Source organism: Ectopseudomonas toyotomiensis, assembly GCF_017167985.1.
Classification (GTDB): Bacteria; Pseudomonadota; Gammaproteobacteria; order Pseudomonadales; family Pseudomonadaceae; genus Aquipseudomonas; species Aquipseudomonas toyotomiensis.
On sequence record NZ_CP070505.1, the window covers coordinates 4,483,674 to 4,500,356 of the forward strand.

The 16,683-nt window shown below is 62.3% G+C and carries 18 protein-coding genes, 1 other RNA gene and 1 pseudogene; 13 read left to right on the plus strand and 7 right to left on the minus strand.

Going from position 1 to position 16,683, the window contains the following annotated elements; genetic code table 11:
* The 3 genes from JWV26_RS20735 to JWV26_RS20745 are packed head-to-tail and all read left to right on the plus strand — an operon-like array spanning nt 1 to nt 2,272.
* A complete protein-coding gene (locus tag JWV26_RS20735; protein WP_206417717.1) occupies nt 1–1,413 on the plus strand; it encodes a multicopper oxidase family protein in 1,413 nt (470 codons plus the stop codon).
* Between the two features lie 51 nt (nt 1,414–1,464).
* The gene (locus tag JWV26_RS20740) at nt 1,465–1,959 is read left to right on the plus strand and encodes a cupredoxin domain-containing protein (protein WP_206417718.1); all 495 of its coding nucleotides are present in this window, start codon (nt 1,465–1,467) and stop codon (nt 1,957–1,959) included.
* A 19-nt stretch (nt 1,960–1,978) separates the two neighbouring features.
* Entirely contained in the window at nt 1,979–2,272 is a 294-nt protein-coding gene (locus JWV26_RS20745) for a copper-binding protein (RefSeq protein WP_072424785.1), read from the plus strand.
* A gap of 44 nt (nt 2,273–2,316) precedes the next feature.
* On the opposite strand, the gene JWV26_RS20750 is transcribed toward JWV26_RS20745, so the two are convergent.
* Nucleotides 2,317–2,595 carry an HU family DNA-binding protein gene (locus tag JWV26_RS20750; RefSeq protein WP_072424786.1) on the minus strand — a complete coding sequence of 93 codons (279 nt, stop codon included), beginning with the start codon at nt 2,593–2,595 and terminating at the stop codon, nt 2,317–2,319.
* 137 nt (nt 2,596–2,732) lie between these two features.
* On the minus strand, nt 2,733–4,325 hold the full coding sequence (locus JWV26_RS20755; RefSeq protein WP_206417719.1) for an esterase/lipase family protein: 1,593 nt from the start codon (nt 4,323–4,325) through the stop codon (nt 2,733–2,735).
* Between the two features lie 196 nt (nt 4,326–4,521).
* On the opposite strand from JWV26_RS20755, the gene JWV26_RS20760 reads away from it, so the two are divergent.
* Both JWV26_RS20760 and ffs read left to right on the plus strand, forming a co-directional pair.
* Nucleotides 4,522–6,156, plus strand: a complete 1,635-nt coding sequence (locus JWV26_RS20760; RefSeq protein ID WP_072424788.1) for a methyl-accepting chemotaxis protein — start codon at nt 4,522–4,524, stop codon at nt 6,154–6,156.
* Nucleotides 6,157–6,260: 104 nt separating this feature from the next.
* Nucleotides 6,261–6,357, plus strand: an RNA gene (ffs, locus tag JWV26_RS20765) — signal recognition particle sRNA small type.
* A 126-nt stretch (nt 6,358–6,483) separates the two neighbouring features.
* On the opposite strand, the gene JWV26_RS20770 is transcribed toward ffs, so the two are convergent.
* Together JWV26_RS20770 and JWV26_RS20775 are read right to left on the minus strand one after the other, a co-directional pair.
* Nucleotides 6,484–6,771 carry a DUF3509 domain-containing protein gene (locus JWV26_RS20770; protein ID WP_017677242.1) on the minus strand — a complete coding sequence of 96 codons (288 nt, stop codon included), beginning with the start codon at nt 6,769–6,771 and terminating at the stop codon, nt 6,484–6,486.
* A 53-nt stretch (nt 6,772–6,824) separates the two neighbouring features.
* On the minus strand, nt 6,825–7,046 hold the full coding sequence (locus tag JWV26_RS20775; RefSeq protein ID WP_003460929.1) for a hypothetical protein: 222 nt from the start codon (nt 7,044–7,046) through the stop codon (nt 6,825–6,827).
* Between the two features lie 464 nt (nt 7,047–7,510).
* On the opposite strand from JWV26_RS20775, the gene dnaX reads away from it, so the two are divergent.
* From dnaX to JWV26_RS20795, 4 genes are all read left to right on the plus strand, one after another.
* The gene (dnaX, locus tag JWV26_RS20780; RefSeq protein WP_206417720.1) at nt 7,511–9,592 is read left to right on the plus strand and encodes a DNA polymerase III subunit gamma/tau; all 2,082 of its coding nucleotides are present in this window, start codon (nt 7,511–7,513) and stop codon (nt 9,590–9,592) included.
* A gap of 48 nt (nt 9,593–9,640) precedes the next feature.
* Nucleotides 9,641–9,967, plus strand: a complete 327-nt coding sequence (locus tag JWV26_RS20785) for a YbaB/EbfC family nucleoid-associated protein (RefSeq protein ID WP_003460931.1) — start codon at nt 9,641–9,643, stop codon at nt 9,965–9,967.
* 254 nt (nt 9,968–10,221) lie between these two features.
* Complete coding sequence (recR, locus tag JWV26_RS20790; RefSeq protein WP_072424790.1) at nt 10,222–10,821, plus strand: recombination mediator RecR; 600 nt, start codon at nt 10,222–10,224, stop codon at nt 10,819–10,821.
* Nucleotides 10,822–10,851: 30 nt separating this feature from the next.
* Nucleotides 10,852–11,418 (plus strand): eCIS core domain-containing protein, encoded by a 567-nt coding sequence (locus JWV26_RS20795; RefSeq protein ID WP_206417721.1) that lies wholly within the window; start codon nt 10,852–10,854, stop codon nt 11,416–11,418.
* Here JWV26_RS20795 and JWV26_RS20800 read toward each other — a convergent pair.
* Together JWV26_RS20800 and JWV26_RS20805 are read right to left on the minus strand one after the other, a co-directional pair.
* Nucleotides 11,399–11,920: a GNAT family N-acetyltransferase gene (locus JWV26_RS20800; RefSeq protein ID WP_072424792.1), complete on the minus strand. Its 522-nt coding sequence runs from the start codon at nt 11,918–11,920 to the stop codon at nt 11,399–11,401. The two genes, JWV26_RS20795 and JWV26_RS20800, sit on opposite strands and share 20 nt — an antisense overlap.
* Complete coding sequence (locus JWV26_RS20805) at nt 11,914–12,351, minus strand: rhodanese-like domain-containing protein (protein ID WP_072424793.1); 438 nt, start codon at nt 12,349–12,351, stop codon at nt 11,914–11,916. Before JWV26_RS20805 ends, JWV26_RS20800 begins: the two co-directional genes overlap by 7 nt.
* Before the next feature lie 97 nt (nt 12,352–12,448).
* Here JWV26_RS20805 and ftrA point away from each other — a divergent pair, with 97 nt between their 5' ends.
* Nucleotides 12,449–13,417 (plus strand): transcriptional regulator FtrA, encoded by a 969-nt coding sequence (ftrA, locus tag JWV26_RS20810; protein WP_206417722.1) that lies wholly within the window; start codon nt 12,449–12,451, stop codon nt 13,415–13,417.
* A gap of 76 nt (nt 13,418–13,493) precedes the next feature.
* Nucleotides 13,494–14,774: pseudogene (locus JWV26_RS20815) on the plus strand (acyl-CoA dehydrogenase family protein).
* 86 nt (nt 14,775–14,860) lie between these two features.
* On the opposite strand, the gene JWV26_RS20825 reads toward JWV26_RS20815, so the two are convergent.
* The gene (locus JWV26_RS20825) at nt 14,861–15,808 is read right to left on the minus strand and encodes an AraC family transcriptional regulator (RefSeq protein WP_074914707.1); all 948 of its coding nucleotides are present in this window, start codon (nt 15,806–15,808) and stop codon (nt 14,861–14,863) included.
* A gap of 329 nt (nt 15,809–16,137) precedes the next feature.
* Here JWV26_RS20825 and JWV26_RS20830 point away from each other — a divergent pair, with 329 nt between their 5' ends.
* Nucleotides 16,138–16,284 (plus strand): hypothetical protein, encoded by a 147-nt coding sequence (locus JWV26_RS20830; protein WP_017677236.1) that lies wholly within the window; start codon nt 16,138–16,140, stop codon nt 16,282–16,284.
* Between the two features lie 20 nt (nt 16,285–16,304).
* On the plus strand, nt 16,305–16,604 hold the full coding sequence (locus JWV26_RS20835) for an antibiotic biosynthesis monooxygenase (RefSeq protein WP_072424796.1): 300 nt from the start codon (nt 16,305–16,307) through the stop codon (nt 16,602–16,604).
* The last annotated feature ends 79 nt before the right edge of the window (nt 16,605–16,683 follow it).

Below are 16,683 nucleotides of genomic sequence, written 5' to 3' on the forward strand. Positions count from 1 at the left end.
ATGGTTTCACGACGCGATTTCTTTCTCGGGGCCAGCGCCATCGGCGCTGCGGTGGCCACTTCGGCGGTCAGCCGGGTGGCCATGGCGGCCCTGCCCGAGCCGGTGCTGCAGGCCAGCGCCGACACCCAACCGCCGCTGCAGCCGGGCAGCGGGCGGCCCTACAACCCGGTGGTCACCCTCAACGGCTGGACCTTGCCGTGGCGCATGAACAACGGCGTCAAGGAGTTCCACCTGGTCGCCGAGCCGGTGGTACGCGAGCTGGCGCCCGGCTACAAGGTCCACCTGTGGGGCTACAACGGCCAGTCGCCGGGGCCGACCATCGAGGTGGTGGAGGGCGACCGGGTGCGCATCTTCGTCACCAACAAGCTGCCCGAGCACACCAGCATCCATTGGCACGGCCAGCGCCTGCCCAACGGCATGGACGGCGTCGCGGGCCTGACCCAGCAGGCGATCCCAGTGGGTAAGACCTTCGTCTACGAGTTCGTCGCCCGCCGCCCCGGCACCTTCATGTACCACCCGCACGCCGACGAGATGGTGCAGATGGCCATGGGCATGATGGGGTTCTGGGTCACTCACCCCAGAGAGCATCACCCATTGATCGCCGAGGTGGACCGCGACTACTGCTTCCTGCTCAGCGCCTACGACATCGAGCCGGGCGCCTACACGCCGAAGATCATGCAGATGCTCGACTTCAACCTGTGGACCTTCAACAGCCGCGTGTTCCCCGGCATCGACCCGCTGGTGGCGCGCCAGGGCGAGCGGGTGCGCCTGCGCGTTGGCAACCTGACCATGACCAACCACCCGATCCACCTGCACGGTCACGAGTTCGAGGTCACCGGCACCGACGGTGGGCCGACCCCGCTCGGCTCGCGCTGGCCGGAGGTGACCACCGACGTGGCGGTGGGACAGATGCGCCAGCTCGAGTTCATTGCCGACGAGGAGGGCGACTGGGCACTGCACTGCCACAAGAGCCATCACACCATGAATGCCATGGGCCACGACGTCCCGACCCTGGTCGGCGTCGATCACCGCGACATGACGCGCAAGATCGCCAAGCTGGTACCCGACTACATGGTGATGGGCGAGCGCGGCATGGCTGACATGGCGGAGATGCAGATGCCGTTGCCGGACAACACCGTGCCGATGATGACCGGCGACGGCCCGTTCGGCTCGGTGGAGATGGGAGGCATGTTCACCATGCTCAAGGTGCGCAAGGAGCAGGCCGCCGGCGACTACCGCGACCCGGGCTGGTTCAAGCATCCGGCCGGCACGGTGGCCTATGAGTGGAAGGGCGCATTGGCCAACCCGAGCCGCTCGCACGACGGCGGTGGCCAGTCGATGCCGCTCAAGCAGCCGCTCGAGGCGCCGGTGGAAGTGCAGGTACGCAAGCCTGGTGGTCATGCCGGGCATTGACGGGGCGGGCTGCCACGCGGCTCGGTCCCCACAGCAAGCGAGGATTCACAGATGAAAACAGCACAGTTACTGGTTCTGACCCTGATCGGGCTGCTCGGCAGCTCGGCAGCGCTGGCCCACAGCGAGACGTACGGGGGCCATCAGGCCGCCGCAACGATCAGGGAGCAGAAACCCTGGGGCATCGCCGGTGATGCGGCGCAGGTCGGCCGCACCATCGAGATCCGCATGACCGACCGGATGCGCTTCACCCCGGATCGGCTGCAGGTCAGGCAGGGCGAGACCATTCGTTTCGTCCACCACAACGACGGCAAGATCCTCCACGAGTTCGTCATCGGTACCCGCGAAACCTTGGATGAACACGCCGAGGCGATGCTGCGTTTTCCCGGAATGCAGCACGACGAGCCCTATATGGCCCACGTTGCGCCGGGGCAGAGCGGCGAGATGATCTGGACCTTCAACCGCGCCGGCGAATTCGACTTCGCCTGCCTGATCGCCGGCCACTACCAGGCCGGTATGGTCGGCACCATCCAGGTGCAGGCCGATTGACCTACGAGAGGAAACACGCATGAAGAAGCCATTGCTGATCGCGGCGCTGGCCGCACTGTTCAGCCTGCCGTTGCAGGCCGCCGACCCCGCGCCGCTGAGCCAGGGCGAGATACGCAAGGTGGACGTCGCTGCGCAGAAGATCACCCTGCGTCACGGCCCCATCGCCAGTATCGGCATGCCGCCGATGACCATGGTGTTCGAGGTCGAGAAGCCGGAACTGCTGGAAGGGCTTTCAGCGGGGGAGAAGGTGCAGTTTCAAGCGCAGCAGCAGGGTAACCGTTACATCGTTACCGAACTGCAGGTAGTGGAGTAGTCAGGAGAACCGGCCCGGGCATTGCGCTCCGGGCCGGCGAACACTCAGTTCAGGCCGTCGGTCAGGGCCTTGGCAGGTACCAGCTTGACCACTTTCTTGGCAGCGATTTCGATGCTCTTGCCGGTCTGCGGGTTACGGCCAGTGCGCGCTGGGCGCTCACTCACTTTCAGCTTGCCGATGCCTGGCAGGGTGATCTCACCGTCGTTTTCCAGTGCGTCGCCGACAATTTCGCCCAGCTGATCGATCAGGGTGCGGACAGTGGCTTTGGGCAGGGATACGGCCTCGGCCAGGTCGCTGATCAGTTGGTCTTTGGTGATTGCCATGATGTAACTCCGTTTGCAGGTGAGAGGTTCGACGCTGCCGATATGGATCTGTGCAGTCGAAAACGTGGGAACGCTAACATAAAAGAGGTGATTCGGCAGTGCCGCAACGGGCACTGCCGATAGGGCTTAGTGTCGCATCAGTCCTGGTGGTTCCAGCGTGCAAGCAAAAAACGCAGCCTCCCACTGATGCCGGGTTCGCTGGCGCTGTCAAACGGCACCTCGATCTCCAGGCTTCCATCCCTCTGGAGGTTGCCATCGAGTTTATGGTCGGCGCTGTGCACCCCCTGGTTCTGCCAGGCATGGCTCACCTGCCAGCCGCTGTCGGCACTGGGCGGGGTTATTTCCAGCACCAGGCTGTTGCGGAACAGGTAGCTGCCCTCGAAATGCTGGTTGACCCATAGCTTGCGTTCCACCTCGTAGTCCGGTACCCGCACGTTGAAGGTCAAGGTATAGGCCAGCCCCTTGCGCCTGCTGTTCACACGCGCCCGATCGGCGAGAAACAGGCTGCCAAGGAATAGCTTGCCGTTCTCCTGCGGTGCCTTGAGCCAGTGCTGATGGGCGAGACAGGCCACCGAATCCTCTTCGGCGGTACGCCGGCTCAGGTACCAGAGCTTGCCACGGGGGGCGGCGAGCACTTCGAATTGGTATAGGGCGTTGACTGTTTGCCCCTGGCGCTCAGACTTGCGCAGCTCCTTGGGCAAAATGATGGTGTCGACTTCAGCCCAGATGTCCACACGTACGTCGCCGAACAGAAAGCGCGTGAGATTCTGGTAAGCCTCCTCGCTGTTGACGATGCCGAAGTAGCCGGAATGTGCTCGATAGGTAAAGGCCTTGGCGCAGGGCGCTGTCGGTTTGCCGCGAGCGTCCAGGCCGCAGAGGGTCGCGTTGTCGATGCGCACCAGGCCGTCGCTGCCATGGCCGGCGAAGGTGCGCGACAGGCCAAGGCCAGCTTCGTAGTCCATGCGGTTGGTGCCAACCATGCAGAAGAAGCGTTTGGATGCAAAGCGTGCCTCGGGCAGCCAGTCGACCCGTTCGGTGAGCTTGTAGGCAGCTTCCAGATCCAGAAAGGTCGCCAGACGCTGGCGGTTGAAATTGCTGATGTCGCTCAGGTTCAGCCAGCTCGGCGGGTTGATGCCGAGCAGGTCGATGCCGTTGTGCGGGGTAGCGTAGGTGAACACCTTGTCCACCAGCTGAGCCGCGCCGCCCGGATCCAGCTTGGGATTTTGCAGCAGGCCGCGGCAGACCAGGCCACCCATCGAATGGGCCACCAGGTAGCAGCGAAAGTCGGTCTTGGTAATGCCGTTCTTGGGGTTGGCGCAGATCAGCTCGCGCACCTTGAGTATCAGCTCGCCAAGCTTGCTGGCGAACACCTCCAGGCTCGGTGTGCTGCCGATACCCAGCAGCCGTGAGGCCTCGTCGTAGTAGCGATAGATGATGATCGAACGGCTGCCCAGGCGATTGTCGGTGTTGGCGGCCCATTCCGGGTCGAGAATGTCGTAGCCGTCCTCGTATACGTCTTGATAGTCGAATTCCGTGGCCAGGCGGATCACCGGCGACTCGAAGACGAATTTGCGTGGCTGGCGGGTCTTTTCCGCCACCGCGCGGTAGACGGTAGAACCGAGGTTGAAGCCGCAGAACGGGTCGGCACTGGTCTGGTCGATCTCCCCCGGGGTCATGGCGTAGCCACGCACGTAGATGATCGGATGGAACGGGCTATGCGAATTGGCCATGATTGCTCCTGAGGTGGCGTGCGCGTGCCTCGGGAATGCTCATCATGGCCGAACTGCGGGATGCGACGAGTGGCGCGGGTAATAGTGGAGAAGGTTAGCTGAGCGCCAGAGGTTTTCCGGATTTTTGCACCGTCAGACAGCGACTTGGCGAGGCTCGACTAAGCTACTGATACTTGCCTAATGCTGGAGTGCCATCATGTTGCGCGCATTTGCCGATCTGGGGTTCCGCTGGAAAATTGCCCTGCCCATTCTGTTACTGGCCGCCTTGCTGGTAGCGATGGGCACCTTGGGGGTGCGCGGTATCACTCAGGTCGCCGAATCCAGTACCACCCTGACCAATCGCCATCTGCCGGCCATCAGCCTGCTGCTCAACGCCGACCGCGATCTTTACCAGGCCTTCGTCGCTGAGCGCAGCCTGCTCGATGAGGACTCCGGTGCGCACGCGGCACAATTACGTGCCTCGCATGCGGAGAACCTGCAGCAGGCCTATGACCGTGTGCACAAGTTCGCTGCGATGCAGCCAGGCAGCGAAGCGCTGGCCTTGGTTGCTGAGTTCGACCGTGGCTTTGAACGCTGGAAGGCAACCTCGTCGCGTGTGCTGGAAATGGCCAGCAGCGATCCCAACGAGGCCAGCCGGCTGAGTTTCTCAGACAGCGAGGCGCAGTTCGAAGAGGCACGCACTGCCATCGACAAGCTCGGTGAATTGGAAGACAACGCCGCCAATGCCGTTGGCACTGATGCCATTGCCCGCGGCGAAGCGCTGGTCTGGCAGCAGGGACTGATCATCGCCATCGGCTTGCTGGTGTGCCTGGTCCTGGTGGTGGGCTTCCCGTTGTTGGTGACCCGTCCGCTGCATAACCTTCTTTATCGCATCGAACAGATCGCCGACGGTGATGGCGACCTGCGGGTGCGTCTGGACGTGCTCTCCAGGGACGAATTGGGCAAGCTCAGCCACGCCTTCAACCGCTTTCTCGACAAACTGCAGCCGTTGATCAAGGAAGTCGGACGGGTCACTGGTGAGGTGGCCGACTCGGCACAGAGTCTCGCAGGCATGGCGGCTGCCAATGATCGTTTGATCAGCAGCGAGCACGCGGCGGTCGATCAGGTCAGCACTGCGGCCACCGAAATGAGCGTGGCCGTGCATGAAGTGGCGCGCAATGCGCAGAATGCTGCCGATGCCGCGCGCCATGCCGAGGTCCAGTCGCGAGAAGGCGCCCAAGTGGTTGGTGCGACCATTCATTCGATTCGCCAACTGGCCCAGGAAGTGGAGAGCGCATCCGACACCATCCAGACCCTGGAGCAGGAAACCGCCAACATCGGTGCGGTACTGGCGGTGATCAAGGGCATCGCCGAACAGACCAACCTGCTGGCGCTCAACGCAGCCATCGAGGCGGCGCGGGCAGGGGAGCAGGGCCGCGGTTTTGCCGTGGTCGCCGATGAGGTGCGAGCGCTGGCAGCGCGTACCCAAGAGTCGACCAAGGACATCCAGCAGATGATCGAGCGTCTGCAGGCTGGAGTGCAGAATGCGGTCAAGGCCACGCATTCCGGTAGCGCGCGGGCGCGGCAGAGCGTGGAACAGGCGGCTGGTGTTGATCAGGCTTTGAGCGTGACCGGCGATTCGGTGCAGCGCATCAACGACATGGCTGCGCAGATCGCCACCGCCTGCGAGGAACAGAGCAGCGTCACCGAGGAAATCGCGCGCAATATCAGTGACATTCGCGACCTCTCCAACGAAGCGGCGCAGACCTCCGAACAGAGCACACGGGCCAGCCAGCACCTGTCCGAGCTGTCCCACGGGCTGGCCCAGTTGGTGGGACGTTTCCGGGTGTGACATCAGTGTCTCGCGTATCTAAGTGTTTGAAGCAGTTGTAAGTTTGCGTTTAGCCGTTACAATGGCGCGGCTCGTCGCAATGGCGAGCAGCGTTATGGTGGCCCTGCCGGTCCCCTCGCAACGATTACCCGTTAACCTGGTCAGGCCCGGAAGGGAGCAGCCACAGCGGGAACATCGTGTGCCGGGGTGTGGCTGGTGGGGTCCACCTCCAGTTTTCCAAGCCTTCGCATCCCTCTATCTCAATTTCTTCAGCGTCTATCTGGCGGTTTTTGCTGTGCGCAATAAAAAGCCCGCGCTATGGGCGCGGGCTTTTGGGTGTTTGCAGGTTCAGGCGATGCGGTAATTCAACACGCTGTCCTGTTCTTTGAGCGTCTTGCGCAGATCGGCCGGGATATTGCCGGCGCGTACGGCCAGTTCCAGGCGGATTTCTTCCAGGCTCTGGGCGAAGGCATTCTGGTCGTTGATCTGTGGCTTGGCCAGGACGCGGCTGTAGACAGTGCTGTCGCTCTCGTCGAGCAGGGCGAGGATGATGCTGCCGTCCGGGCGCGGCGAGCTGAAGCTGGCGCGCAACGGATTGAACAGGTGATCGACGAGCTGTTGGTTGGTGAGTTCCATGTCCTACTCCATCCTGAGGTTGGTCACCTTCGACCTCAGGATGACGACTTAGTTCACGCGGTCAGCGACTGGCGGGTACGCTCGATCACCTGTTGCAGCGATTCGTCGCTGTACTGGCCTGGGTAGAGACGCTGGCTGTACTGGGCGATACCGGTCTTATCAACCAGGGTAAAGCTGAAGCTGCCCTTGCGCGTTGCCTGGATGCGGCAGTCGAACGGCGCAAAGGCGTGAGTCAGGGTGCTGATGGCTTTCTGAATTTGATGTTGAGCATTCATTTTTCTGGGTATTCCTTAAAGCATGTGCGCTTCGTTGCGCGTGGTGTAGCTCCATGTGGTTGGCCGAAAAGCGGCCATAGCATGTCAACCGATCGGAGCTTGATTAGCACGATAAAGTTCCATTGTTACGGTTCTTCGGCGTGGTAGGTACGTCGGAGGCAGGCAGAGGAACTGCACCGATAAACGGCGAGTCGGCCTGATCAGTCAGCAGATGGGATCGGGGAGGGCGGCAGCGCAGAGATGCGCTAGACGTTGAACCGGGAAACCAGCGAGGGGGCGCAAAGGCCTTAATGACTTACAGCGTGGTACGAACGGCGCGGATGATAATGCTTTGTGCAAGAAATAACCAGCGCTATTTCTCAAGTCAGGGCGATGCTGCCCCACACATGCGGGTGGCGGATGCAATTTGCCGGTTGCTCCGCTAGGATTAGCCCACTTTTGCTTTCCTCATATGACGGTTTTCCATGAGTTATCAGGTTCTTGCACGTAAATGGCGTCCGCGCTCGTTCCGCGAAATGGTCGGCCAGACGCATGTGCTCAAGGCCCTGATCAACGCCCTGGACAGCCAGCGCCTGCACCATGCCTACCTGTTCACCGGCACCCGCGGTGTGGGCAAGACCACTATTGCGCGGATCATCGCCAAGTGCCTGAACTGCGAAACCGGCATCAGTTCCACCCCTTGCGGCACCTGTTCGGTATGTCGGGAAATCGATGAGGGGCGTTTCGTCGACCTGATCGAAGTGGACGCCGCCAGCCGCACCAAGGTCGAAGACACCCGTGAGCTGCTCGACAATGTGCAGTACTCGCCGAGTCGCGGTCGCTTCAAGGTCTACCTGATCGACGAAGTGCACATGCTCTCCACCAGTTCCTTCAACGCCCTGTTGAAGACCCTGGAGGAGCCGCCGCCCCACGTCAAATTCCTGCTCGCCACCACCGACCCGCAGAAGCTGCCGGTTACCGTGCTGTCGCGTTGCCTGCAGTTCTCGTTGAAGAACATGCCGCCGGAGCGGGTGGTCGAGCATCTGACCCATGTACTGACCGCCGAGAACGTCCCCTTCGAGGACGATGCCCTGTGGTTGCTCGGCCGTGCTGCCGATGGCTCGATGCGCGACGCCATGAGCCTGACCGACCAGGCGATTGCCTTCGGCGAGGGCAAGGTGCTGGCGGCCGACGTGCGCGCCATGCTCGGTACGCTCGACCATGGTCAGGTTTACGGCGTGCTGCATGCGCTGATCGAGGGCGATGCACGAGCTCTGATCGAGGCGGTACGTCATCTCGCCGAGCAGGGTCCGGACTGGAATGGTGTGCTGTCTGAGATGCTCAACGTTCTGCACCGTGTCGCGATTGCCCAGGCGCTGCCGGAGGCCGTCGACAACGGCCAGGGCGACCGCGAGCGTGTGCTGCAACTGGCTCAGGCGCTGCCAGCCGAGGATGTGCAGTTCTACTATCAGATGGGTTTGATCGGGCGTCGTGACTTGCCCCTGGCACCTGAACCGCGCGGCGGCTTCGAGATGGTGCTGCTGCGCATGTTGGCCTTCCGCCCGGCGGGAGCCGACGACGCGCCCAAGGTCACGCTAAAGCCCTTGGGGATCAGCCAGGCCACTGCTGATTCCCAACAAAACCCAGTGGCCGGCACCGCTATGCCGGCTCCTGTGGTTTCTGCTCCTGTTATTGCTCCCGTCGCACAGACTCCCGTTGTTACGGCGGCGGTCGAGCCTGGCCCTGTTGTGCCGGCCCCGAGTGTCACGCCTGTCGTGAGTGAGCCGGTTCAGCCTGTTGAGGTGCCTGTAGCACCGGCCGCTAATCTGCCCGTCGAGCCCGAGCCCGAGCCAGCTGCTCCTGTGGTTGATGTGCCGTGGGCAACTGCCAAGGCTGTCGAGCTTGTGGCTGAGCCCGTTCCGCCTGTTGCGCCGGTAGAGCCAGAGGTGAACACCGCAGAGCCGGTAGTTGCGCAAGTTGCATCGGTCGAAGTGCCCGCACTGAGTGAGGTCGCGCCACCGCTAGCCGATGTAGATGGTGGTGAAGACGAGCCACCGCTCGGCGACTACGACTATGTGGAAATGGACGCCGAAACCCTCGACTACGATTTCGGCCAAGCCGAAGCCGCGACGCCTGCGGTCGAAGAACCACTACCGGCCGCCAAGCCGGCTACCGGTCTGGCGGCAGAGTGGCTGTCACTGTTTCCGCAGCTTGGCCTGGGCGGCATGACTGGCAGCATCGCCGCCAACTGCACGCTGATCGAAGCCAATGGTGATGACTGGCTGCTGCACCTGGACCCGGCGCACAGTGCGCTGTTCAATCCGACTCAGCAGCGTCGTCTCAATGATGCGCTGAACCAGCAGCAGGGACGCAGCATCAAATTGCGCATCGAGTTGTGCAAGCCCGAGCAGGAAACTCCGGCGCAGGCCGCAGCCCGGCGCCGTGCCGACCGTCAGCGCAGCGCCGAGGCGTCGATCCATGCCGACCCGCTGGTGCAGCAGATGATTCAGCAGTTCGCGGCCAAGGTGCGCGACGACAGCATCGAACCTATCGATATTCCCAGCTAACCGGTCGTTTCAACGACTTGTTTAACCCCGAACACCGAGGATACCGACATGATGAAAGGTGGCATGGCAGGCCTGATGAAGCAGGCTCAGCAAATGCAGGAAAAAATGCAGAAGATGCAGGAAGAACTGGCCAACGCTGAAGTCACCGGCCAGTCTGGCGCCGGCCTGGTCAGCGTGGTGATGACCGGTCGTCACGACGTCAAGCGCATCACCCTGGATGACAGCCTGATGCAGGAAGACAAGGAAGTGCTCGAAGACCTGATCGCCGCTGCCGTCAACGACGCGGTGCGCAAGGTCGAGCAGAACAGCCAGGAGAAAATGTCCGGCATGACCGCAGGGATGCAGCTCCCCCCCGGCTTCAAAATGCCCTTCTGACGGGCCACGTGCCGTCCAGGCGACGCACATGGCGGCGTTGCCGGCGAACTCGGAATCCTCATGTGCTCCAGCACACTGCGGTTCCTCGCCCGCCGGCGCCTTGCCCTGTACGCCGCCTGATCGCCACTCTTACTTGTGTTGATCGCATGTGCAGGACGGCGACAGGCTTCAAATTTGTAGCCCGGATGCAATCCGGGAATGATCAGTGACTTGTGCTCCCGGATTGTATCCGGGCTACGAACCCTAGGAACGCCATGAGCTTCAGCCCCCTGATTCGCCAGTTGATCGACTCTCTGCGCATCCTGCCCGGTGTGGGGCAGAAGACCGCGCAACGCATGGCGTTGCAGCTGCTCGAGCGCGATCGCAGTGGTGGTCTGCGCCTGGCGCAGGCACTGAATGCAGCGATGGAGGGCGTGGGGCACTGCAAGCGCTGCCGTAGCCTGAGCGAGGACGAAATTTGCCAGCTGTGCCTGGACGAGCGTCGCGACGACAGCCTGCTGTGTGTGGTCGAAGGTCCGATGGACGTGCATGCAGTAGAGCAGACAGGCTTTCGCGGCCGTTACTTCGTGCTCAAGGGGCATCTGTCACCGCTCGATGGTCTGGGGCCAGAGGCCATCGGTATTCCTGCGCTGCTGGAGCGCATCGATGCCGGTGCTTTCAGTGAAGTGATCCTGGCCACCAACCCGACGGTGGAAGGCGAGGCCACGGCGCACTACATCGCTCAGATTCTCGCCGGCAAAGGCTTGGTCGCCTCGCGCATCGCCCATGGCATGCCGCTCGGTGGCGAGCTGGAACTGGTCGACGGCGGCACCCTGGCCCACGCCTTGGCAGGTCGGCGCCCGATCAGCCTGTAAGCAGTCAAATCCTCTCGATTCGGAGTGCCAGTGACCACCGACACTCTGCGCCGTATTGCGCTGGTGTTCCTGCTCGGGGCGCCTCTGGCCGCACAGGCTCAATGTCCGACCGGGCAGGTACAGGTGTGCCTGGGCGCTTGCCTATGCGTGCCCGATCCGGTACGGGTACGTGAAGATGGCCTGAATATGGCGGCGGCGCGTCTCGAAGCCTGGTTGCTGCAATCTCGCCAGGCAGCACTGCGGGCCGGCACCGAACCTATCCCTCTGATGATTCGTGCCCAGCTTGCGCCGTTCTACGACGATGCGTTGCTTGATGAAGTGCGCTTTCGCGTGGGCATCACCGACGAGATGGACGCCGCCACCGTCATGCTGCAGAACCCCGATGTGCAAGCCGTGACGCTGGTCGACGTGGTGGTGTTTCGCAACGCTGATGCTGCGGCAGAGGATGCAGCGCTGTGGGCGCATGAATTGTGGCATGTGCAGCAATACCGCGAGTGGGGCACCGATGGTTTCGCCCAGCGTTACACGCGCGATTTCCAGTCTGTGGAAGAGCCTGCGTACGAGATACAGGCGAGGGTCAGGCGGGCGCTGCGTTAGCGGAGCAGTCTGTTTCGCAGTGATACTCTGCCAGGGCAGTCATGGCGCTGTGATCCATCGTATAGGCGATCCACTTGGCATCCGGATGCCCGCCCAGGCGCTGGTAGAAACGCTCGGCTTTTTGGTTTCCCGCTAGTACATCCCATTTCAATCGACCTGCGCCGCGAGCCTTTGCCCAACGGGCCACAGCGGCCAACAACTGTTCGCCAAGTCTCTGGCAGCGTGCATCAGGGGCTACGTACAACTCCTTGAGCCGAACCGTCGGGCGCAGGTCGTAGGTGAAGGTGAGCTCCTGTGTTACGGCATATCCGAGCAGGCGGTCCGAGGCCTCTGCCACGAATATCCGGCACTGGGGTTCCGCGGCGAATGCGCGGGCCATCAGTTGCACCTCGTCCACCGCGAAATCCTCCAGGTAATCCTCGAAGCGGGCCAGCTCGCGCATCAGCGGGAGAAGGGCGGGCACATCCTCGGCCCGCGCCTCGCGTACATATGGGCTCAGCATGCGCAGGAAAAGGCCGGGCGGGCTTCCTGCGGGCTTTGCGCGCCGGTCAGACTCAGCCCCTCGTCCAGCCAACCCGTGACGCCACCGAGCATCTCCTTCACCGCGAAACCCAACCCGGCCAGGCGGACAGCTGCTCGGTGCACGCCATTGCAGTGTGGGCCGGCGCAGTAAACGACGAACAATGTGTCGCGTGGATATCCGGCCATGAACTCCGCGCTCATCAGGCGATGGGGGATGTTGATCGCGCCGGGTACATGGCCAGCGGCGTAGGCGGCTTCTCCACGCACGTCGACCAGCACGTAGTCGACCTCGCCTGCCTGCTGGCTGACATGCACGTCCGAGCAGTCGGTCTCGAAGGCCAGGCGCTGGGTAAAATGGGCAAATGCGATTTCCGGGCTGGCAGCAGGATGCTGACGAACGAGGCTGGGCATGGTGATTCTCCATCGGTTGAGTAATGGCGCCACTGTATCCAGCGCGCGTCCTGCTCTAAAGTGGCGGGCAAGACAGTAACTGGTAAGTTTCCGCCAAATGCACGACGCCCCCGGCCTGGTGGCCATCCTTGCCTACGATGGTCTCTGCACCTTCGAGTTCGGCATTGCCGTGGAGATCTTCGGTCTCCCCCGGCCCGAGTTCGATTTCCCCTGGTACCGCCATTGCATCGTCGGCCTGGACAGCGGCCCCATGCGCGCCATGGGCGGTATCCAGATACTCGCCGAGGCAGGACTGGAGCGCCTGGCCGAGGCGCGCACCATTGTCATTCCCGGCTGGCGTGACCGCACCGAGGTTCCCCCCGAGCGTTTGTTGACCGCCCTGCGCGACGCTCATGGACGTGGCGCTCGGCTGGTTTCCATCTGTTCCGGCGTTTTCATCCTTGCCGCCAGCGGCTTGCTGGACGGTCGACGCGCTACTACCCACTGGCGCTACGCCGAGGAGCTGGCGCGTCGTTTCCCCGCCGTCGAGGTGGATCCGGACGTGCTTTATGTCGATGCCGGCTCGCTCATCAGCTCGGCTGGCAGCGCCGCCGGCATCGATGCCTGCCTGCACCTGGTGGCGCGAGACTTCGGTACCCAGGTGGCCAACACCGTAGCGCGGCGATTGGTGATGTCGCCCCAGCGGGCCGGTGGCCAGGCCCAGTTCATTCCGGCCCCGGTGGCCCGGGCGCCGCGCAGCGACCTCTCCACCCTTATGCAGTGGGCGCGGCAGCATTTGCATGAGCCCTTGGAAGTGAGCCAGCTGGCACGTCGCGTTGCCATGAGCGAGCGCACCTTCCTGCGCCGTTTCAGTGAGGCCACAGGCATGACTCCCAAGGCCTGGTTGCAGCACGAGCGCCTGGCACGAGCCCGTGAGTTGCTGGAGAGCGGCACTGATGGCAGTGAGCGCATCGCTGAGCTGTGCGGTTTTCGCTCGGTGGAGAGTTTCCGTGTGGCCTTTCGCAACGCTGTCGGACTACCGCCTTCGGCTTACCGGGAGCGTTTCGGTATGACGCATACATCCTGATCGGCGGGCAGTGCTCAACTTGAAAACCAAGCAAGCGCTAGGTTAGGGTGGCCAAAACAATAACGGGAGTACCCGCATGGCCGCCCCACAATCGTATTTCGATGAGTCTCACCAACTGGTTCGCGATTCCGTTCGGCGCTTCGTCGAGCGTGAAATCCAGCCGCATATCGATGACTGGGAGGAGGCCGAGGAATTCCCTCGTGAGCTGTACCTCAAGGCCGGCGCCGCGGGCATTCTCGGTATTGGCTATCCGGAGCAGTTCGGCGGCAGTCACGAGGGGGATGTGTTCGCCAAGGTGGTGGCCAGCGAGGAACTGATGCGCAGCGGTTCCGGCGGCCTGGTGGCCGGGCTCGGTTCGCTGGATATCGGCTTGCCGCCCATCGTCAAGTGGGCCAAGCCCGCCGTGCGCGAACGTGTGGTACCGCAGGTGCTGGCTGGCGAGAAGATCATGGCGCTGGCGGTGACCGAGCCGTCCGGTGGCTCCGATGTGGCCAATCTCAGGACTCGCGCGGTGCGCGATGGCGATCATTACCGCATCAACGGCAGCAAGACCTTCATTACCAGTGGCGTGCGCGCCGATTACTACACGGTGGCGGTGCGCACCGGTGGCGAGGGCTTCGGTGGCGTCAGCCTGTTGCTGGTGGAGAAGGGCGTGCCAGGTTTCAGTGTCGGCCGCAAGCTGAAGAAGATGGGCTGGTGGGCGTCCGATACCGCCGAGCTGTTCTTCGACGACTGCAAGGTGCCGGTGGAGAACCTGATCGGCGTGGAGAACGCCGGTTTCGCCTGCATCATGGCCAACTTCCAGAGCGAGCGCCTGAGCCTGGCGATCATGGCCAACATGACCGCACAACTGGCGCTGGAGGAGTCCCTGAAATGGGCGCGCGAGCGCCAGGCGTTCGGCAAGCCGGTGGGCAAGTTCCAGGTGCTCAAACATCGCCTGGCCGAAATGGCGACGCAGCTCGAGGTTTCTCGCGAATTCACCTACCGCCAGGCGGCACAGATGGCCGCCGGCCGCAGCGTGATCAAGGAGATTTCCATGGCCAAGAACTTCGCCACCGATATCGCTGATCGCCTGACCTACGATGCGGTGCAGATCATGGGTGGCATGGGTTACATGCGCGAAAGCCTGGTCGAGCGCCTGTACCGCGACAACCGCATCCTCTCCATCGGTGGTGGCACGCGCGAGATCATGAACGAGATCATCGCGAAGCAGATGGGGCTGTAGAAAACGGCATCTGGGCCGTTATGGCGCGAAAGCCTGGTCGAGCGCCTGTACCGCGACAACCGCATCCTTTCCATTGGCGGCGGCACGCGCGAGATCATGAACGAGATCATCGCCAAGCAGATGGGGCTGTAGCAGATGTCGTGGGAGGGGCTTTAGCCGCGATCAGAGGCGCTGCTGAGCACCGTCGCCGCTAAAGCGCCTCCCACGGAAGGCGGCGTTCAGGATGCTTGCTGATTCTGCGCCGCCTGGCGCAGGCGGGCGATGTCGCGCTGCGGTGGATCGCCGAACAGACGGCTGTACTCGCGGCTGAACTGCGATGGGCTTTCGTAGCCGACGCGATAGCTGGCCGCTGCCGCTTCGAGGTTGTCGCACAGCATCAGCCGGCGAGCCTCCTGCAGGCGTAGCTGCTTCTGATACTGCAGCGGGCTGAACGCCGTGACTGCCTTGAATCTGTGGTGCAGGGTCGAGGGGCTCAGGTTCACCTCACGGGCCAGTTCCTCGATCCGCAGCGGCTGATCGAAATTCTTGCGCAGCCACTCGATGGCGCGGGAGATGCGCTGGCTCTGGCTGTCGGCGATCACCACTTCATGCAGGCGATGGCCCTGCGGGCTGAGCAGCATGCGGTAGAAAATCTCGCGCAATGCCAATGGCGCCAGCATGGCGATGTCGGATGGGGTTTCCAGCAGGCGCAGCAGGCGGATCACCGCATCCAGCAGGCGCGGGTCGAGACGATCAAGAAACAGCGCCCGTTGGGAGGCCGCGTCCGGGGCTGGAATCGCTGGCATTTCGGTGAGCAGGCTGCTGATCAGCGCGGGATCGATCTCCAGAGCGATGCTCAGATAGGGGTGATCCGGGCTGGCCTCGATCACCCGGCCGGTTACCGGCAGCACCACCGACGCCACCAGGTAATTCAGCGGATCATAGACGTAGAGTTCGTCACCCAGACGTATCTCTTTACGGCCCTGGGCGATGATGCACAGGCAGGGGTCGTAGACTGTCTGCATCGGCAGGCTGGGTGTCGTGGCGCGAGCCAGTTTCAGGCCAGGAATCGCCGTGAGATGCAAACCGTCCTCGGGGACGAAGCGATCGACCAGGCGTGCCATTTCGTGGCTCAGTTCGGCAAGGGGGGTGTCGAGAGTTGTGGCGGTGTGAATGGGTGACTGCATGGCGCGCCTCCGGAAAGTCAGCGAAGCCTATCCAGGTTTTTCAGGCAAGTCATGAGGGGCGGCAGGATTAGGCAAATATTTGCCAGTAATGGGCAAATTGCCAGTGATACAGAGTATTTCAAGGGTGGTCAGGGTGCGATGAACTCGGTGCGGCAATTTCATTGCTATGGAGTTTTAGGCAAGGATTTACCAGTAATCGACTAACGCTCTGATGACCTTCTGCCTGATCTTTGTAGCCATCGAGCGGTGCCTCTGCACCGGCTCGAACACGTGCAGTAGCCATATCACCCGCTAAGTGGTGCTCACATACGTCACGAAAGGAGCGAACCATGTCCAGCAAATGGCTGATCGCACCGCTGACTCTGTTATTGCTCGCCACGGCCTGGCTTGACTCAAGAGCCGTTGGTGAAGCGGCTTTTGCCGAGCCGGACGCAGCACCCCATGTTCTGCAGCGAAACGCTGCTGGTATGTATTGATTCAGTTCCAGGAGGTTGCCATGAGCATCATTCACCGTATGACCGTTCGCGCCCGCCACGACCGTTCAAATCGGTTGGGGCAGTGCTTGGCGCGATTGCATGAGGTTGGTCGAGATATCCCAGGTTGCGAACGCCTGCGTGTGTTCCCTCTACGTAGTGATCCTTTGATATGGCAGGTAGAAGGGCAGTGGCGTTCGGCAGCGGCACGCGATGCTTTCCTCGGCAGCGAAGGCCTGCGTCGGGTTTTGGCCCAGGCGATAAATGAAGGGCTGTTCACTCATCTCGAATGTGCCATGGAGTTGCAGCGGCAGGTTGCCTGAGGATGCCTCTAAGTCGCTCAGGCTTGCCTTTGTGAAATTATCTATATAGATTTTCATGAAATTAATTATTTTAAATTTC

Coding starts and splice junctions, on each gene's coding strand:
- JWV26_RS20735 (WP_206417717.1), top strand. CDS start 1: ATGGTTTCACGACGCGATTTCTTTCTCGGGGCCAGCGCCATCGGCGCT.
- JWV26_RS20740 (WP_206417718.1), top strand. CDS start 1,465: ATGAAAACAGCACAGTTACTGGTTCTGACCCTGATCGGGCTGCTCGGC.
- JWV26_RS20745 (WP_072424785.1), top strand. CDS start 1,979: ATGAAGAAGCCATTGCTGATCGCGGCGCTGGCCGCACTGTTCAGCCTG.
- JWV26_RS20750 (WP_072424786.1), bottom strand. CDS start 2,595: ATGGCAATCACCAAAGACCAACTGATCAGCGACCTGGCCGAGGCCGTA.
- JWV26_RS20755 (WP_206417719.1), bottom strand. CDS start 4,325: ATGGCCAATTCGCATAGCCCGTTCCATCCGATCATCTACGTGCGTGGC.
- JWV26_RS20760 (WP_072424788.1), top strand. CDS start 4,522: ATGTTGCGCGCATTTGCCGATCTGGGGTTCCGCTGGAAAATTGCCCTG.
- JWV26_RS20770 (WP_017677242.1), bottom strand. CDS start 6,771: ATGGAACTCACCAACCAACAGCTCGTCGATCACCTGTTCAATCCGTTG.
- JWV26_RS20775 (WP_003460929.1), bottom strand. CDS start 7,046: ATGAATGCTCAACATCAAATTCAGAAAGCCATCAGCACCCTGACTCAC.
- dnaX (WP_206417720.1), top strand. CDS start 7,511: ATGAGTTATCAGGTTCTTGCACGTAAATGGCGTCCGCGCTCGTTCCGC.
- JWV26_RS20785 (WP_003460931.1), top strand. CDS start 9,641: ATGATGAAAGGTGGCATGGCAGGCCTGATGAAGCAGGCTCAGCAAATG.
- recR (WP_072424790.1), top strand. CDS start 10,222: ATGAGCTTCAGCCCCCTGATTCGCCAGTTGATCGACTCTCTGCGCATC.
- JWV26_RS20800 (WP_072424792.1), bottom strand. CDS start 11,920: ATGCTGAGCCCATATGTACGCGAGGCGCGGGCCGAGGATGTGCCCGCC.
- JWV26_RS20805 (WP_072424793.1), bottom strand. CDS start 12,351: ATGCCCAGCCTCGTTCGTCAGCATCCTGCTGCCAGCCCGGAAATCGCA.
- ftrA (WP_206417722.1), top strand. CDS start 12,449: ATGCACGACGCCCCCGGCCTGGTGGCCATCCTTGCCTACGATGGTCTC.
- JWV26_RS20825 (WP_074914707.1), bottom strand. CDS start 15,808: ATGCAGTCACCCATTCACACCGCCACAACTCTCGACACCCCCCTTGCC.
- JWV26_RS20830 (WP_017677236.1), top strand. CDS start 16,138: ATGTCCAGCAAATGGCTGATCGCACCGCTGACTCTGTTATTGCTCGCC.
- JWV26_RS20835 (WP_072424796.1), top strand. CDS start 16,305: ATGAGCATCATTCACCGTATGACCGTTCGCGCCCGCCACGACCGTTCA.